Source organism: Latilactobacillus fragifolii, assembly GCF_905332535.1.
GTDB lineage: Bacteria > Bacillota > Bacilli > Lactobacillales > Lactobacillaceae > Latilactobacillus > Latilactobacillus fragifolii.
Genome location: NZ_CAJOCF010000007.1, coordinates 45,705 through 61,027 on the forward strand (window position 1 = coordinate 45,705; position 15,323 = coordinate 61,027).

At 41.7% G+C, this 15,323-nt stretch carries 20 protein-coding genes; 13 read left to right on the top strand and 7 right to left on the bottom strand.

The window, feature by feature from the left end; translation table 11 throughout:
* Window positions 1-92: 92 nt before the first annotated feature.
* Genes J7Q78_RS08385 through J7Q78_RS08395 form a run of 3 tightly spaced genes read right to left on the bottom strand, consistent with a single transcriptional unit; the run spans window position 93 to window position 3,283 of the window.
* Window positions 93-1,280, bottom strand: a complete 1,188-nt coding sequence (locus J7Q78_RS08385; protein WP_235688090.1) for an MFS transporter — start codon at window positions 1,278-1,280, stop codon at window positions 93-95.
* A 12-nt stretch (window positions 1,281-1,292) separates the two neighbouring features.
* Window positions 1,293-2,450 carry a tRNA epoxyqueuosine(34) reductase QueG gene (gene queG / locus J7Q78_RS08390; RefSeq protein ID WP_208422984.1) on the bottom strand — a complete coding sequence of 386 codons (1,158 nt, stop codon included), beginning with the start codon at window positions 2,448-2,450 and terminating at the stop codon, window positions 1,293-1,295.
* A gap of 44 nt (window positions 2,451-2,494) precedes the next feature.
* Entirely contained in the window at window positions 2,495-3,283 is a 789-nt protein-coding gene (locus tag J7Q78_RS08395; RefSeq protein ID WP_208422985.1) for a tyrosine-protein phosphatase, read from the bottom strand.
* 120 nt (window positions 3,284-3,403) lie between these two features.
* On the opposite strand from J7Q78_RS08395, the gene J7Q78_RS08400 reads away from it, so the two are divergent.
* The 10 genes from J7Q78_RS08400 to J7Q78_RS08445 all read left to right on the top strand — a co-directional run bounded on the left by J7Q78_RS08400 (window position 3,404) and on the right by J7Q78_RS08445 (window position 10,322).
* Window positions 3,404-4,348: a magnesium transporter CorA family protein gene (locus tag J7Q78_RS08400; protein WP_154242915.1), complete on the top strand. Its 945-nt coding sequence runs from the start codon at window positions 3,404-3,406 to the stop codon at window positions 4,346-4,348.
* A gap of 106 nt (window positions 4,349-4,454) precedes the next feature.
* Window positions 4,455-4,943 (top strand): universal stress protein, encoded by a 489-nt coding sequence (locus J7Q78_RS08405; protein ID WP_208422995.1) that lies wholly within the window; start codon window positions 4,455-4,457, stop codon window positions 4,941-4,943.
* 74 nt (window positions 4,944-5,017) lie between these two features.
* Window positions 5,018-5,557: a DNA-3-methyladenine glycosylase I gene (locus J7Q78_RS08410; RefSeq protein WP_208422986.1), complete on the top strand. Its 540-nt coding sequence runs from the start codon at window positions 5,018-5,020 to the stop codon at window positions 5,555-5,557.
* 90 nt (window positions 5,558-5,647) lie between these two features.
* On the top strand, window positions 5,648-6,139 hold the full coding sequence (locus J7Q78_RS08415; protein WP_208422987.1) for a hypothetical protein: 492 nt from the start codon (window positions 5,648-5,650) through the stop codon (window positions 6,137-6,139).
* A gap of 23 nt (window positions 6,140-6,162) precedes the next feature.
* A complete protein-coding gene (locus J7Q78_RS08420) occupies window positions 6,163-6,999 on the top strand; it encodes an ATP-binding cassette domain-containing protein (protein ID WP_208422988.1) in 837 nt (278 codons plus the stop codon).
* On the top strand, window positions 6,986-7,720 hold the full coding sequence (locus J7Q78_RS08425; protein ID WP_208422989.1) for a hypothetical protein: 735 nt from the start codon (window positions 6,986-6,988) through the stop codon (window positions 7,718-7,720). Before J7Q78_RS08420 ends, J7Q78_RS08425 begins: the two co-directional genes overlap by 14 nt.
* A 129-nt stretch (window positions 7,721-7,849) precedes the next feature.
* Window positions 7,850-8,785, top strand: coding sequence for a 2-dehydropantoate 2-reductase (locus J7Q78_RS08430; protein WP_208422990.1), 936 nt, complete (start codon window positions 7,850-7,852; stop codon window positions 8,783-8,785).
* A 17-nt stretch (window positions 8,786-8,802) separates the two neighbouring features.
* Entirely contained in the window at window positions 8,803-9,270 is a 468-nt protein-coding gene (locus tag J7Q78_RS08435) for a universal stress protein (protein ID WP_154242907.1), read from the top strand.
* A gap of 24 nt (window positions 9,271-9,294) precedes the next feature.
* Window positions 9,295-10,023 (top strand): hypothetical protein, encoded by a 729-nt coding sequence (locus tag J7Q78_RS08440; protein WP_208422991.1) that lies wholly within the window; start codon window positions 9,295-9,297, stop codon window positions 10,021-10,023.
* Between the two features lie 83 nt (window positions 10,024-10,106).
* Window positions 10,107-10,322, top strand: a complete 216-nt coding sequence (locus tag J7Q78_RS08445) for a P8 family protein (protein ID WP_154242905.1) — start codon at window positions 10,107-10,109, stop codon at window positions 10,320-10,322.
* 93 nt (window positions 10,323-10,415) lie between these two features.
* Here the strand turns inward: J7Q78_RS08445 and J7Q78_RS08450 are convergent, their stop codons facing one another.
* A complete protein-coding gene (locus J7Q78_RS08450; RefSeq protein ID WP_154242903.1) occupies window positions 10,416-11,606 on the bottom strand; it encodes an SAM-dependent methyltransferase in 1,191 nt (396 codons plus the stop codon).
* 155 nt (window positions 11,607-11,761) lie between these two features.
* Here J7Q78_RS08450 and J7Q78_RS08455 point away from each other — a divergent pair, with 155 nt between their 5' ends.
* Window positions 11,762-12,802, top strand: a complete 1,041-nt coding sequence (locus J7Q78_RS08455) for an AI-2E family transporter (RefSeq protein ID WP_154242902.1) — start codon at window positions 11,762-11,764, stop codon at window positions 12,800-12,802.
* On the opposite strand, the gene J7Q78_RS08460 is transcribed toward J7Q78_RS08455, so the two are convergent.
* Entirely contained in the window at window positions 12,795-13,025 is a 231-nt protein-coding gene (locus J7Q78_RS08460) for a helix-turn-helix domain-containing protein (protein ID WP_154242901.1), read from the bottom strand. The genes J7Q78_RS08455 and J7Q78_RS08460 overlap by 8 nt on opposite strands.
* Window positions 13,026-13,192: 167 nt before the next feature.
* Here J7Q78_RS08460 and J7Q78_RS08465 point away from each other — a divergent pair, with 167 nt between their 5' ends.
* Window positions 13,193-13,390 (top strand): helix-turn-helix domain-containing protein, encoded by a 198-nt coding sequence (locus J7Q78_RS08465; protein ID WP_154242900.1) that lies wholly within the window; start codon window positions 13,193-13,195, stop codon window positions 13,388-13,390.
* Window positions 13,391-13,482: 92 nt separating this feature from the next.
* Here J7Q78_RS08465 and J7Q78_RS08470 read toward each other — a convergent pair whose 3' ends face one another.
* Window positions 13,483-14,535, bottom strand: coding sequence for a D-alanine--D-alanine ligase family protein (locus J7Q78_RS08470; protein WP_154242899.1), 1,053 nt, complete (start codon window positions 14,533-14,535; stop codon window positions 13,483-13,485).
* A gap of 191 nt (window positions 14,536-14,726) precedes the next feature.
* Between J7Q78_RS08470 and J7Q78_RS08475 the strand changes: the two genes are divergently transcribed.
* Window positions 14,727-15,167 carry an Hsp20/alpha crystallin family protein gene (locus tag J7Q78_RS08475; RefSeq protein ID WP_154242898.1) on the top strand — a complete coding sequence of 147 codons (441 nt, stop codon included), beginning with the start codon at window positions 14,727-14,729 and terminating at the stop codon, window positions 15,165-15,167.
* 75 nt (window positions 15,168-15,242) lie between these two features.
* Here J7Q78_RS08475 and J7Q78_RS10145 read toward each other — a convergent pair whose 3' ends face one another.
* Complete coding sequence (locus J7Q78_RS10145) at window positions 15,243-15,323, bottom strand: IS3 family transposase (protein ID WP_407929565.1); 81 nt, start codon at window positions 15,321-15,323, stop codon at window positions 15,243-15,245.

Consider the following 15,323-nt stretch of genomic DNA (forward strand, 5'->3'; position numbering starts at 1 on the left):
ATGGCGCTGTCAATGAATACGCTTTACGAATAGCTGTGAAAAAGCCGGTGTAACGGAATTAAGAACGTTACACCGGCTTTTGATTAGCCTATTTATTGAGCACGATACAAAATGAAGTGGGCGAGTAAAGCGAGTAACTGATAAGCTAATGCTAAAAGACAAACAGCGACCCACCCATTGAAGCTCCAAGCCATCGCTCCCAAGAATGATCCGGAAGCACCACCCATGAAATACGCGAACATGAAGACGGTATTGTTGCGACTGCTAGTGGCTTCACCAAGCATTTGGACTCGGGTTTGATTGGCAACTTGGCCACACTGATTACCGACATCTAATAAAACAATCCCGAACATGAGAATCGGCATGAAGTGTCCCCAGAATAAAAATAGAAGGTAACTGATCGTCATCATAAATAAGCCAATAGCGATAATAAACCGTGGTGATTTAACATCGGCCAAGCGTCCGATAATGGGGGCAGCTAAAGCACCAGCTGCTCCAAGAATTGCCAATAGACCAACGGTACCACTACCGAGATGATAGGCGGGACTGGCCATATAGAAGATGAGCGTTGACCAGAAAATACTAAGTGTTCCAAACATGAAAAAACCGTTGATGGCTGCTTCGCGCAACAGCCGTTGGTGTGCAACGAGTCCGGGAATTGAGCTAATTGTTTGCCAGTAACTTGGGCCGTTTTTAGGGCGGGCATCCCTAGGTAATTTGAAGGCTGCTAACAAGATTAAAAGGGCAATGGCAATGGTGGCGATGAGGTAGACCCAACGCCAATTAATGTAACTGCTAATAATGCCACTAAAACTGCGAGACAAAAGTACCCCCATTAGAAGACCACTGAGAATTGTGCCAAGCACTGCGCCCCGCTTTTGTGGTTGGGCGAGGACGGCTGCATATGGAATGATGATTTGAGGGACAACTGAGGTGAGCCCAATCAGCAAACCAGTCAGGGCAAAGAAAATGAAATTTGGGGCTAAGTAAGCAGCTAATAGGGATAGTAAGGATAAGCCAAGCATCCGCAAGATAAGTTGGTAGCGGCTCATCACATCACCAAATGGCACGATGAGTAACAAACCAAATGCGTAACCAACCTGTGTTAGCATTGCAACGGTCCCGACTGCACCATTTGTGACGTGAAAAGTGGTTGCCACGAGTGCTTGAATCGGTTGGATGTAGTACAGATTAGAGACAGCAACACCGGTAATAAAAGCCATCAAGAGAATTAATGGCTGCGTAAGGACTGTTTTTTGCGAAGCACTATCTGATGACATACTGGGGAGGACCTACCTTTCTGAATAACGTTCTTTGAGAATTTGAAGGGCATTATCGAATTCAACTTGGGCTTCGGGTTCTTCTTCGCGCTGTGCGGCTTTTTCTAAAAAGTCGAGCATCTCCGGTGTCACGTCACGGACTAATTGACTGAGCGCCCAAGCCGCAGTGCCACGAATGACTGGTCGGGGATCAGTATCGATTAGTGCTAGCAATTTCGGAATTGCTGTGCGGTCTTTGACATTGGCAAGCGCGATGATTGCGTTCCGCTGAAGGGGCTTTTTACCACGCCACGAACCAGCAAGGTGTCCAAATTGAAGTTTAAACTGTTTATTACTAATGGTTAACATGGGTTGCAACTCGGGCATTATGGATTCAGGATCGGGCTCCATATCGGGATGAAAGTGAAAGTCTTTGCCCTTATTAAACGGACAAACTTGTTGGCAGATATCACAGCCGTAAATGACACTACGAATTTTTGGTCTAAATTCTTCGGGCATGAATCCTTTTGTTTGTGTTTGATAGGATAAGCAACGTTTAGCGTTGAGTCGGCCATCGCCCATTAATGCCTGTGGTGGACAGTAATCGATGCAGCGCGTGCAGCTACCACATTGATTAGCCAACGGTGTGTCTGGTTCAAAGGGAATGTTGGTAATGATTTCACCAAGATAGACATAAGAACCGAATTCGGGCGTTATTAAGAGGCCGTTCAAACCAATGAAACCCAGTCCGGCCCGTTGCGCAACTGCCACATCACTTAATTCACCTGTATCGACCATCGGTTTAAACGTAATTTCTGCATCTGAATCAGCAAGCGTTTTGATGGCGCTAATCAATTGATTCATCTTGTCACGCAAAATATCGTGGTAATCAATGCCCCACGAAGCACGGGCAAAACTGCCACGTTTAGCACCAGTTCGCGCGGGTTTATTGGTAATTTTTGTTGGATAGGCGAGGGCAATCGCGATAATTGATTTGGGTTGATCGAAAATCAATTCTGGGTAAAGGCGTTCTTCAAGAATTTTATGTTCGAAGCCGGTCGAATGACCATTTGCTTTTTGTTCCTTCAGACTTGCTTCTAAATAATCAAAAGGCGCTGCTGATGTGAAACCAATTTTATCGATACCGATGGTCTTGCTCGCCTCAATGACTTGTTCTTTTAAAGTGGGCATTTAAAGCCACGCTCCTTTTCAGGGTTTCATGTGAAACAAACGGGTTATGCTAAATAAATTTTGCGCAGGTCAGCTAAGTCGTGTTGGCTTAACTGAAGATCGTGTGTTAAGTAGTTTTGTATCGAACCATTTGCAGCTTCAATCGCTTGTTTGGCCGTATCGAAGTAATCTTGATGAACCGTTAATAATGACTGATAACTCTGGAATACAGCTTGATTCTGTGTTTTTTGTTGAAGTTTTGTGAGCGACTGAGTCACAAAAGCAGCGGAAGCTTGATTCGTTAGTAAGTAGTCTGTCCGGATTGTTTCTTCTGGAACACCAAGGGCACTTAATAAGAAAACAGCGCCCATCCCGGTGCGATCTTTACCAGCTGTGCAGTGAAACAGGAGAGTTTGGTCTTCCTGATCGTTAGCAAGCAATAAATCAAAGAAGTGGCGGTAAGCCTGCTTGGAGTGGGCTTGATTAATTAAGTCGCCATAGACTTGAATCATGTGTTGGTGCCCACTTTGGGGGTCTGTACTGAACGCTTTAAAAAGATCAGTTTCAGATGCCGTACTAGCTGTTTCATCAATTTTAAAAACAGGTAAGGATTCATAGGTAGCATTTTCAGGGACCTTGTCAGGTGACTTGGCAATTTCTTCAGGCGAGCGAAAATCAATATCATAACGTACGCCATAATGAGTTAAATAAGTTAGATCATGTGAGGTTAAGTGGGCTAAACTAGCAGAACGTAAGACTTTGTGCCATTTAAGGGTCCGGCCGTCTTTTGTTTGGTAGCCACCCAATTCCCTAAAGTTATGACCTTTTTCAAGTGGCAAAATACGGGGAGGCATATACGTCAACTCCTTATCCAATGATACCAATATTGTAGCATATTTAAGGGGCAATCAACTTAACTTGTCAGTATGCGGGGGGAAACAGTATGATAGAAGTATTAAGAGTGGAGTGAGCAAATGATTACGTATTTTGAAATGACACCGGGGGGCCAGTTGGTTGAAGGAACCTCTGAAAAAAGTGCCGACTGGATACATTTTGAAGCACCAACCAAACATGAAATGCACCACTTCGCTAAAAAATACCACTTACCAGCGGTGTTATTTGAAGTGGCACAAGATATTAATGAAGTTGCACGTTATGAAACATTTACGACGCAAACTGGTGAAGTGTTGACGCATATTTGTTTATTGGTACCAGTTAAAACCCATGATTCAGAAGATCATGCGGAATACATTACGCGGCCTTTTTCGTTAATCATTAGTGGCCAGACATTGTTGACTGTCGGCCACCAACAGGCCGAACTTATTGATGAAATACTCACGTTAGAAGGCCTTGATGGCCAAATTGAAACAGTTGCCCTAAAGAGTGTTTCGGCCATCTACCAACGGTATCTAGCGGCATTAGCGGTCGTTGCCCAACAGATTGAACAACTAGAAGAAAATGTGCATGTTTCGACACGCAATCGGTTGTTGTATGCGCTCAAGTCTCTCAAAAAGAGTGTTGTATACCTGGATTTGGGGCTCAAGAGTAATCAACAGATTATTCCGCAAATTAAGGCCAGTCGCTTATTTGAACGTGTAGCCGGCCATACAGACTTACTGTATCGGATTGACCTGCAGTTTGCTAAGTCGGATAAGGCGATTACCACTTATCGTGAATTATTAACACAACTAAGCGATTTACTTTCAGATATAATCTCAAATCGCTTGAATAATATTATGAAGACACTGACATCACTTTCAATTATTCTAACGGTTCCGACAACGTTAGGTGGTTTCTGGGGCATGAACGTGCCAGTCCCATTAGCTGAGAGTAAGTTAGGGTTTCTCGTGTTATTGGGATTGTCATTAGTTATTAGTCTTGGTGTTGGTTGGTGGTTAAAAAAGAAAGATTACTTCTAACTTAAATTTTTCACGGAAGCGCTTAGCTTTTTTCCTTGAATTGTTTTTCCAAGCGGTATATGCTTGAAATGTAATTGGTGTGTATAGAGAAAGTGAGATGGACAACATGGTTCAAGAATATAAGAGAATACTCGTCCCAGTTGATGGCTCTGAAGAAGCTGAATTGGCACTAAATAAAGCAGTGCGGGTTGCTAAGATGAATCAGGCCCGCTTGGATATTTTGAACGTTTTGGATACTAAGCAATTTGCAGGGAGTTATAGTGGCATGCTTTCAGGAGACGCTATTTTTCAAATCTCTGAAGATGCACAGAATTATCTCAATAGTTTAAAATATGATATCCAAACTAACGATGGTTTGAAAGATGTCGAAATTCATGTGCGGTTTGGTAATCCTAAGAATATTATCGGGCGCGACTTTCCAGTAGAATATCAAACTGATTTAATCATGATGGGCTCAACTGGCTTGAATGCTGTCGAACGGATGTTGATGGGGTCTGTAACAGAATATGTTAACCGCACAGCGGTCTGTGACGTGTTAATCGTCAAGACTGACGTTGAAAATCGGCCCTATCAAAAAGCAAGTGAGAAAAAATAGATAACAATTTCAAAGGCTAAAAAGAGTGAATCCTTTTTAGCCTTTTTGCGTAGTTTAATTTAGGAGGGGTCACAATGGCAAAAGTTGATTGGATGGATGATTCACCCGAATTATTGGCATATTATCAAACGGAGTGGGGCCAACCAGAACATGATGATCAACGGTTATTTGAATTATTATGTATGGAAATGTATCAGGCTGGCTTGAATTGGCGAACCGTGTTGAAAAAGCGTGCCGCTTTTCGGCTTGCGTTTAAAAACTACGAAATCGCTAAAGTAGCGCAGATGACGCCAAGCAAAATTGAGCAGTTAATGACTAACCGCGCGATTATTCGTAACCGCGCTAAGTTGAATGCGACCGTCAATAATGCTCAAGCAGTCCTTGCGTTGCAAGAAAGCGAAGGGAGTTTTGATCGGTATCTATGGGGCTTTGTGAATGGGAAGCCGATTGTTAATCGGCGTCGGACTTGGGCGGAGGTCCCCGCCAAATCAGAGCTATCGACACAAATTAGCAAGGATTTAAAACGGCGGGGCTTTCAATTTGTCGGACCAGTCAGCATCTATTCGTTTTTACAAGGGGCTGGCTTGATTGACGATCATCTGATATCTGAATAACTTTTTGATGCAGTCAGTCGCGCTAATATTGCGGATGGTGTATTATGGAGAGATAGTATGCATTTAGATTAATTTAAAGGAGTCTCACATATGATACAGGATAACGTTCGCCAATTAGCAGATTGGTTAGAAGAAAATATGGCAGCAATTGCCGATCGTAAAGTGCAATTAAATCCAGAAACTGTTTTTGCTGTTTTGGATGATTTTGGCGTTTTAAATAACCCCGTCGTTAAATATTTTGATATTACAGAAGAAACCTATTATCAATCAGAGTCAGATCATAAATTAACTTTATCAGATGACCGCAAATTACTGATTGATGTGACCGATCGAATTATGGTCACCCATGTGGATGGCGTTTTAGCTGATAATAAGGTCAACTTTGAATACAGTCACGAAGCGGTATATGAAGATCAATACCTCGTTAAGCGCGATTTAGAAGTATTGACATATGGGTTGGCTGTCATTGGGGCAGTGGCTGCAACGGTTAAACATAACTTAATCCAAGCTGATTTGTCTAAAGATGCTGTGTTGAGTTTAGCTTTGGCTGCGCAAAACATCGCTAATTGGCAAGCAAAATAATCCAGTAAAGGTTGGCAAGTTAAATGGGAGCAGTGTTAGAATTGCGTGATTTTTCGCAAAAATATCAGCGACGACAACTTTTTAAACGCCTCAATTTGCGGCTTGATCGGCAAGCTTGTATCGCAATTACAGGGCAAAATGGCGCGGGTAAGACGACGTTGCTCAACGTATTAGCGGGCTTGACGAATATTGAACGCGGGACGCTTGAGATTGCACCGAAGATGCGAATTGGCTATATGGCTGAACAACTCGCACCAAACGGACTGACACCTAAGACTTATTTGCGGATGCTAGGAGAATTAGATCAGTTTAGTAACCGGAATTTAGAAGATCAGATTAATGAGTTAGCTTATGAATTTGGGTTAGCGGCGGCACTCAATAGACCGTTAAATCAATTATCACGCGGCAGCTTGCAAAAAGTGAACTTTGTGCAGGCGATTTTGCGCACCCCGGATATTTTATTGCTAGATGAACCCTTGGCCGGCCAAGATGGAACGACCCAGATGCGGATGATTCATTGGTTGAAAGACTACCGCCAAAAAGGGGGCGCCATCATTGTTGGCACTAACAATGCTTTTTTAATCGAACAGTTGGCCACCGAAATTTATGAACTAGATGCGATGCGGCTATTGCCGATTGAAGAATTGCCGCAACCGGAAGAAAAGGTGATGCGGTTAGAATTTGCAACTACACCACGGTCGCTCGCACTCCCGGCTACTTTACAGCAGTTAGCCTTAAAAATTGTTGATGGCACACGGTATGTCATTTTGTATGCAAATGTCAAAAATAGTGATGAATTAATTCAAGTCATGTTAAAAAGTGGTTTTAGTCTAAGGGGGTTACGTTATGAAGTCCTTTAGGGCACAGTTACGGTTGCATCAGAAAATGGTCTTTGATAATGGTAATCTCTGGGGCCCGTTGCTATTTTGGATAGTTGCTTTATTGGTTAATTATGCGGCGCAACCACAAGACTTTGTCGGTAGCCTCGCCACGTTAATGATGACGTTATTTGTCTTATTGACGTGGTTGACCTACAGTTACATCAACCAATTTCCACTCCAAATGGAAAAACTCTTAATATTAAAATTAAAGAAGCAGCGCCGATTTTATCTGAGTCTAATTAGTTACCTCATCTTATTGGGCTTATTCTTTGTTTCAATGGGGATAGGTAGCTTAGCAATTACGTATGTGCTTAATGGCCACCAAGCTTTCAATCGGACACTTAACTGGTGGGACTGGTTAGGCGGGGGCTTAATGTTGACGAGTATTTTACCCGTTTCAGTGATGACTGGTTTGTTCTGGCAACGCCGAATTTTAGTGAACCGCCGGATGGCTGGGACATTGACCGTTTTGATGGTGGTCCTCGGTAGCTTAGGCGAAGCGATTGTTAATTATTGGCACCCTTATCTTTATATTCTGGGGATTTTACCGCCCGTTTCGACAATGGCGCAACTCTTTAATACTTTGGGACATATCTCGTCAGTTGATATTTTATTATCATGGGCAATGAGTCTCGGTTATAGCTTAGTGCTATTATTGATTGGCCAATTAATTTTAAGAAGACGTAAATTTCTATTTTAAGAAGCTGACAGACCGCTAGCGGTTTGAAAGCTTCTTTTTAAGTTAAATTAAGCGGTTACGGGTGAAAAAAATTTAAAAATGTGGCATGATTAAAAAGAATTCAAATTCTAAAAGGAGCTTTTATAATCTATGACAAAAATTGCAATCGCTGGCTCAGGCGCAATGGGCAGTCGTTTTGGTTACATGCTACAATCAGCTGGAAATAATGTTGTGTTACTTGATAATTGGGCAGAACATGTTCAAGCAATTAATACCAATGGCCTAACGGTTGTAGAAGCGGGGCACGAACCCGTTCAGGTTCGAATTCCGGCTGCTTTGCCAACGGATATTAAAGAAGTTCAAGACGTCATTATTTTATTCACAAAATCGATGCAACTCGTTGATATGTTGCAAGCTATCAAACCCTTAATCGGTGCCAAGACAAAAGTAGTCTGTTTATTAAACGGTCTCGGGCATCCCGAAACGATTGAACAATACCTCCCTAAAGAAAATATCTTTGTGGGGATTACACTTTGGACGGCAGGTTTAACGGGCCCGGGCGCCATTACGTTGACAGGCTCAGGCAATGTTGAGTTACAAAACGTTGATCCAAACGGGAAAGAAGCGGCCCAAGCATTAGTCGCCTTGTTGAGTGCTGCCGGCTTAAATGCGCAATATAGTTCAGATGTGCTGTTTTCAATCTGGCGCAAAGCATGTGTCAATGGGACGTTGAACAGTTTATGTGCCTTGCTAGATTGCAATATCGCCCAATTGGGTCAAACCCCACAAGTCCAACAACTCTTGCGTTCAATTGTGGCAGAATTCTCAGCGGTTGCTGCAACAGAAGCTGTTGAATTAGATGTTCCAACAACGGTTGCCCATATTAGCAAGATGTTTGCACCAGAACAAGCGGGTGGTCATTACCCTTCAATGCATCAGGATTTAGTGCAACACCACCGTCTAACCGAAGTGGATTACTTAAATGGCTATGTGGCACGTAAAGGGGCTGAAAAACAGATTGCCACCCCAGTCAACCAATTAATAACCACATTAATTCATGCCAAAGAAGCATTATTAATTAAATAAATGAGGAGTCTTAACTTATGACTGAAAAACGCCAACTAAATATCGAAGTTGAATCAATGCACTATCAAAAATTATTAATTGCTATCGATGATGATGATACAACTTCATCAAAACGGGCTTTTAACTATGCTTGTACCCTTGCTAAGGCCTATCAAATTCCGCTAGGGATTGTCAGCATTTTGGAAACCGGGGATTTGAACATTTATCAGTCGCTTTCACCAAACGTGGTTGAAGGGCGTCGTCAAGAAATCGCAGCTGACCTAGATGTTTACGTTCAAAAAGCGAAAGAATTCGGAGTTGAAGATGTAACGCCAATTTTAAATGAAGGCAATCCAGGACACGTGATTGTTGAAGAAGTCATTCCTAGTTTCCAACCAGACTTGGTCATCTGTGGTTCGAAGACGAAGCCGTCTAAACATTTAATTGGGACCCATGCGAGCTACTTAGCGAAGTATGCACCATGCTCAGTCACCGTTGTACGGTAAAATAAGTATTTGGAGATCAGATGAATGATAGAATGTACACAATGCCATATTAAATACGGGCCTAAATTGCACCAGTGTCCCAATTGCGGCCAAGTGCACCAATCAACACAAGCAAAACAGCCAAGATCACCACTGCACCAGTACAATCAATTTTTAGTGCGGAGTTTAAAACAGCCACTAAAGGCGCAATGGCAGTGGGTCAACCCGTGGTTTGGCTTGGTCACGTTTGGTCTGGTGCTATTAATGAATACCGCAACAGCTAGCTTACTCATTGCTAGTTGGTCAGAACAAGTTGGTGCAGTTGCTGGCGTGATGGCATCTCAAGTCGTCTTGCGACAACGGCCCAATTTATTACCGCTTGATATGAAGGCCCTTGGTGGCCAATTGTTCATTCTGGTAGTTGTCGTGGGGATCGGCTTTTTTCTCAAGCGTTACTTATTGAAAAAGACGACAACCAACTTGCGCGCGTATCTAACGGAGATTAGTGCATACAGTAGCATTAGTGTTATTTTGGCATTCGGTGCGCTGTTGGCGGCTTTATGCTTCGGGATGAGCGCTATCTGGTTCGTCTTAATCATGGTTGCCGTCATGTACGTTAGTTTGAACATTGCGGTTGGGATTAGTTTATTTCAAACGCGATGGGCAGCTTTTGATCGCGTTTATGCCATCTTATTATTTGAAATTTTAACCCATGTTATCTTAGCAATTGGCATAAGCCAAATCGTGATTTTAAACCTGCTAACAGGGCTCTAAAAAATAAAAGTGCGTATTTTGGGACACTTTTTCAAAAGAGGTTTATTATTAGAGTTGTACAAAAGAAATGGGAGGTTTTTAATATGGCAGCAGCTATGGAAAAAACATTGGTTTTAGATATGAAGATGTCAGAAGCATTTGATTGGAGTGACGATAGCACAATCGTCCGTGATGCTTTGTGGGATCACTATATGGAAGCCAACGGCCGGAACACGGATAAAACCGTTGAGGCAATGAAACCCTATCTTAAGATGAGCGATGCAGAAGTCAGAGAAAAAGCAGAAGCGCTTTTAAAATAAGGCAATAAAAAAGCCCCGATAATCATTGTTGATTATCGGGGCTTTTTTTGTGAAACGTAATGCCTGTCGTTTAATCTAATGAAGGCTCAATTACTAAACGTTGTACATATAGTCTCTTGTCATTGGGAGGTCGCTTGCACTTGGTCCTTTTGATAATAGGTATTGAATGACGTCAATGTTCCCAGATTCAAACGATGAGGCACATGCTTGGAGATAGAGGTCCCACATACGAACGAATTCAGGCCCTGCTTTTGGCAAAATAACGTCTTTTTTGGCGTTAAAGTTAGCAGTCCAGATTTCTAGCGTTTTTTGATAGTGGCGCCGGAGGGGTTCCATGTCGGCAATTTGTAATCCGGCATTGATAATGTGTTGTGTATTTTCAACTAAGCCAGGAACGTAGCCGCCGGGGAAAATATACTTATTAATCCAAGCGTTACGTGCGCCACCTTGTTGACGGGTAATCCCGTGAATGAGGGCGATCCCGTCATCTGTTAGATAGTCAGCAACGTCTTGGAAGTAAGTACCAAGGTTTTCTTCACCAACGTGTTCAAACATCCCGACACTGGTAATGTAATCGAATGGGGCATGTTTGAGTTCACGGTAATCAACGAGTTGGACACTAGCAACATCGCTAAGGCCTTCGTCAGCGATTCGTTGTTGGACGAAATCATATTGTTCTTGGCTCAAGGTAATGCCGACAACTTTGAGGTGATATTCTTTAGCGGCAGTTAACATGAGGGTGCCCCAACCACAGCCGATGTCGAGCAATGTTCGATTAGGTTGTGGATTGAGCTTACGCAAAATATGATGCACTTTATTAATTTGCGCTGTCTCTAAATCATCAGTTGGGTTTTCAAAATAAGCACATGAGTAAGTCATTGTTTTATCCAACCAAAGTTGGTAGAAGTCATTGCCTAAATCATAATGGCTTTGGACATCTTTTTTACTTGCCTTTTCTGAATGGGATTGTTTCGGAATCAGATGAATATAGCGACTATTACGCATGAAACTGTCGGCGCTAGTGTAAGCCGCCGTTAATAGTTTTTGAAGTGGGGTATCTGTTGTATCACTTGTCACTTCAAGGTCGCCAGACATGTACGCCTCGCCAAGGGCTAATGACGCGTTGCTGGACAATTGTTTGATGGGAATTGCTTTTTTAAAAGTAATTGCTACTTCAGGCTCTCCAGAACCATAGGTTTCCGAGCTGCCGTCCCAATAATTGACGGTAACCGGGAAATCAAAAGAGTGTTGTAGTAATTTCTTGTAAAAAGTTTTTTCTAACATACCGAAAATCCTTCCTAGGTGTAAATTTGAAGTACCAGAGTAGTATACGACTATTTTTAAAAAGATGTAAGCCGCGACAATCAGAATTCTAGAATATCCAATTAGTTCGAAGTGTTGTAAAATAATGATATAGGATTGTCATAGGAGGAAATTGCGTGAGTTTATATCAAAAATTTGTAACGAATCAGCAGTTAAGACGGGTTGTGGTGCTCTTAACCCTGATAGGAGTTATCTATGTGTTACGTTCAATGATGAACATTATTTTGCTGACGTTCATCTTTACTTTTTTAGTGACGCAATTAGTACGAAAGGTTCAACGGTATTCAAAAATTCCGCCGGCCGCAGTAGTCGTGCCACTTTATATGTTGATTATCTTTTTGGTATATCTGGCAGTCACAATTTATGTGCCCCAGATTGCTAAACAATCCATTAAACTCGGTGAAAGTGTCTATAATTTTTACCAAAGTCCGTCTTTTGATGCCAATCAATTTATGCGAACAATTGGTGATTATATGAAACAATTTAACTTGACGGACCAGTTAAAACACGGTGTGTCAACTATTGTTAATTACATTACCGGAATTGGCACAATGGGAGTCACCATTGTCTTATCGTTTATTTTGAGTTTCTTTTACACGATTGAGTTAGATCGATTGCCGCAATTTGGAAAACTCTTTTTGAAGAGTACTTACGGCTGGTTCTTCCAAGATATCATGTATTTTGCTAAAAAATTCGTGAATACCTTTGGCGTGGTGATTGAAGCCCAAATTTTTATTGCAATTGTGAATACAGTGTTGACGACAATTACGTTAACGGTAATGAAAATGCCCAATATTCCAAGTTTAGGGATTATGATTTTCTTATTATCAATGGTACCGGTTGCAGGGGTCATCGTTTCGTGTGTGCCATTGTGCATTATCGCTTTTTCAATCGGTGGCATCCAATATGTGGTTTATATATTAGTGATGATTTTAGTGATTCATGCGCTAGAAGCATATGTTTTGAATCCGCGATTTATGTCGAGTAAAACCCAGCTACCAATTTTCTTCACGTTTGTTGTTTTGTTTGTCGCTGAACGTTTCTTGGGGACATGGGGGTTAATTGTTGGGTTACCAATCTTCACGTTCTTTTTAGATGTCTTAGGTGTAAAGACCATTCAAAAACCAGGTCAAAAATCTAAAAAAGCGCCTAATTGACGCGGTTCGAATCTGCAACAAGAGCAGCCAATTGATTAAGGTCGATTTGCAATTCGATAGCCACAATAAACAACGCTTTTAGTGAAGGAGCAGCGCCTTTTTCCCACCGGAAGATCATTGAGCTACTAATCTTGGTATTGTATTTTGCGCTGAGTAAATTGGCAAGTTGTTGCATTGTTAAATTCTTAGCAGTTCGCTTATCGTGTAGTAATTGTCCGAACATTTAGCACCGTCCTTTTTCATAAATTTAACTTATAAGTTTAATTATATGACAAATGACGTCAATAAGTGAACACTTGAGACTAAAATTTTTAATTGACAAAGTGCTTACATTATCGTAACATTCCTAATGTGGAACGGAATTGATAATGTTTCTTGGGGGTGCTGAATATGGCAGAAAAATTATTTGTTCTATCAGGTTATTTAAAGAGTCATGATTTGAAACAGCAAGTTGTTGCCGATGTATTAGGCAAAACCTTAACGACGGCTAATCGTAAGATTAGAGGTAAGATTCCATTCACCGTCAAAGAAATTCAATTGTTACATGATCGCTTGGGGATTCCAATCGAGGTGTTTTTTAAAGAATAGTTCCTCATCAGGAACTAAGTAATCAGGTTTAAATGCGCCAATAAAAAATAACCCTGTAGACTGAAAATTGTCTACAGGGTTATTTTTATTGGTTATTTTGCTTTCAGAAGGTCTAATTTACCTTGAACAATCATTTCGCAAAGATCAGGGTAACTGATACCAAGCACTTCTGCTTCTTGTGGAATTAATGAAAGAGGCGTCATACCAGGCAATGTATTACCTTCGATTACGTGTAAGCCATTTTCAGGACTCCAGAAAAAGTCGATGCGGGCGTAGTTGGTTAAACCGAGTGCTTGCATGGCATCAAGTGCCATTTGTTTCATCGCTTCGTGGACATCATCAGGTAAATCGTTTGGTGGTGTGACGAATTGGGTGGTGTTGCCGGTCACGAATTTGTGTTCGAAATCATACCAGCCGTCATTGACGACAATTTCGATGGCTGGTAATGGTTGCCCATTAATCACGCCAAGTGAAAATTCGCGGCCTTTAATGAATTCTTCAATTAAAGCTTCACGGTCGAAACGAAGGGCATCTTCAACGGCCGGTTGTAATTCAGCTTCATTGTGGACGATATGGGTCCCAACACTTGAGCCACCGTTACTTGGTTTTACCACGACAGGATAGTCAAATGGGACTTCTGGCATGGGTTGATCCCGATAAGCAGCGACGAACCGAGCGGTTGGAATTTGGTTATATAATAAGATTTCTTTTGAAACCTTTTTACTCATGGTAATACCAGCTGCGAGGGTGTCGCTACCAGTATAAGGAATCCCAAAGAGATCGAGAACCGCTTGAACTTTGCCGTTTTCACCGTCGCCACCATGAAGGGCGAGGAAGACAATATCAGCAGTTTTACAAATCTCTAAGACATTCGGGCCAAAGAGTTGTGTTGAACCATCGGTACGTAATGCGTTGATGGCGTCGTCTGTTAAAACTTCGTCGCTGATGTCGTAATCTTTTTCAACAGGTGTTGAAGAATAAAGATCATCGATTGATGCGACGTCGTGCAAATCATTTCCTAAGAAAAGATCAACGAAAGCAACGTCATGGCCTTTCGTTTGTAATGCATTGGTAATTTTGTGCCCAGACGTTAACGAAACGTTACGTTCGGTACTACGACCGCCCGCTAAGACAACAATTTTCATATGAATCTACCTCCGAATATTTTTGGAACCTTAAGTATAGCACAAAACGCTATTCGGCGGGTATTAAAAGCTGAAAAATCAGGTGTCTTGTTTAAAAATTGGCACTCGATATTCGTGAGTGCTAATTACTTGCAATTCGTGATTAACGGACTAGAATAGAGTTGTAAAGATTAAGAAAGGAAGTTTTAGAAATGGCAAACGAATTAATGAATGGTCGTCAAAATTGGCTAGATAGTTTTGGTGGAGATGATTGGTTTAAGAACTTGAGTCAGCAATTATTCGCAATGTCGTCTGAAACGGATAACTTACTCAAAACAGATGTTAAAGAGACTGACAAGGATTATCAATTAGCCGTCGATTTACCCGGACTGGATAAGAAAGATATTCACGTGGATTATCAAGATGACACACTAAAGATTAGTGCCAAACGCGACAGTTTTGCGGATCATAGTGATAGTCAAGGCAATATCATCCGCAGCGAACGGCATTATGGGCGCTTTAGCCGTCAATTCTACCTACCTGGTGTTGACCGGGATCAAATCGATGCACAATATCGAGATGGCGTCTTACAATTGATGTTGCCGAAGTTAAGTGAATCAGATCAACCAACGAACCCAATTGAAATTCACTAATTAATTACAAAAAAGCTACAGCTACTGAATTTGCGGTATACCCCAAAAGTTAAAGTAAATATTTAGTTGTCTTTTCTAGGCGGCACGTTGTCGGTATTTTACCGGCGATGTGCCGCCTAGTTTCATTTGAATACGTTTTGTATTGTAATAGGTTAT

Coding starts and splice junctions, on each gene's coding strand:
- J7Q78_RS08385 (WP_235688090.1), bottom strand. CDS start 1,280: ATGTCATCAGATAGTGCTTCGCAAAAAACAGTCCTTACGCAGCCATTA.
- queG (WP_208422984.1), bottom strand. CDS start 2,450: ATGCCCACTTTAAAAGAACAAGTCATTGAGGCGAGCAAGACCATCGGT.
- J7Q78_RS08395 (WP_208422985.1), bottom strand. CDS start 3,283: ATGCCTCCCCGTATTTTGCCACTTGAAAAAGGTCATAACTTTAGGGAA.
- J7Q78_RS08400 (WP_154242915.1), top strand. CDS start 3,404: ATGATTACGTATTTTGAAATGACACCGGGGGGCCAGTTGGTTGAAGGA.
- J7Q78_RS08405 (WP_208422995.1), top strand. CDS start 4,455: ATGGTTCAAGAATATAAGAGAATACTCGTCCCAGTTGATGGCTCTGAA.
- J7Q78_RS08410 (WP_208422986.1), top strand. CDS start 5,018: ATGGCAAAAGTTGATTGGATGGATGATTCACCCGAATTATTGGCATAT.
- J7Q78_RS08415 (WP_208422987.1), top strand. CDS start 5,648: ATGATACAGGATAACGTTCGCCAATTAGCAGATTGGTTAGAAGAAAAT.
- J7Q78_RS08420 (WP_208422988.1), top strand. CDS start 6,163: ATGGGAGCAGTGTTAGAATTGCGTGATTTTTCGCAAAAATATCAGCGA.
- J7Q78_RS08425 (WP_208422989.1), top strand. CDS start 6,986: ATGAAGTCCTTTAGGGCACAGTTACGGTTGCATCAGAAAATGGTCTTT.
- J7Q78_RS08430 (WP_208422990.1), top strand. CDS start 7,850: ATGACAAAAATTGCAATCGCTGGCTCAGGCGCAATGGGCAGTCGTTTT.
- J7Q78_RS08435 (WP_154242907.1), top strand. CDS start 8,803: ATGACTGAAAAACGCCAACTAAATATCGAAGTTGAATCAATGCACTAT.
- J7Q78_RS08440 (WP_208422991.1), top strand. CDS start 9,295: ATGATAGAATGTACACAATGCCATATTAAATACGGGCCTAAATTGCAC.
- J7Q78_RS08445 (WP_154242905.1), top strand. CDS start 10,107: ATGGCAGCAGCTATGGAAAAAACATTGGTTTTAGATATGAAGATGTCA.
- J7Q78_RS08450 (WP_154242903.1), bottom strand. CDS start 11,606: ATGTTAGAAAAAACTTTTTACAAGAAATTACTACAACACTCTTTTGAT.
- J7Q78_RS08460 (WP_154242901.1), bottom strand. CDS start 13,025: ATGTTCGGACAATTACTACACGATAAGCGAACTGCTAAGAATTTAACA.
- J7Q78_RS08465 (WP_154242900.1), top strand. CDS start 13,193: ATGGCAGAAAAATTATTTGTTCTATCAGGTTATTTAAAGAGTCATGAT.
- J7Q78_RS08470 (WP_154242899.1), bottom strand. CDS start 14,535: ATGAAAATTGTTGTCTTAGCGGGCGGTCGTAGTACCGAACGTAACGTT.
- J7Q78_RS08475 (WP_154242898.1), top strand. CDS start 14,727: ATGGCAAACGAATTAATGAATGGTCGTCAAAATTGGCTAGATAGTTTT.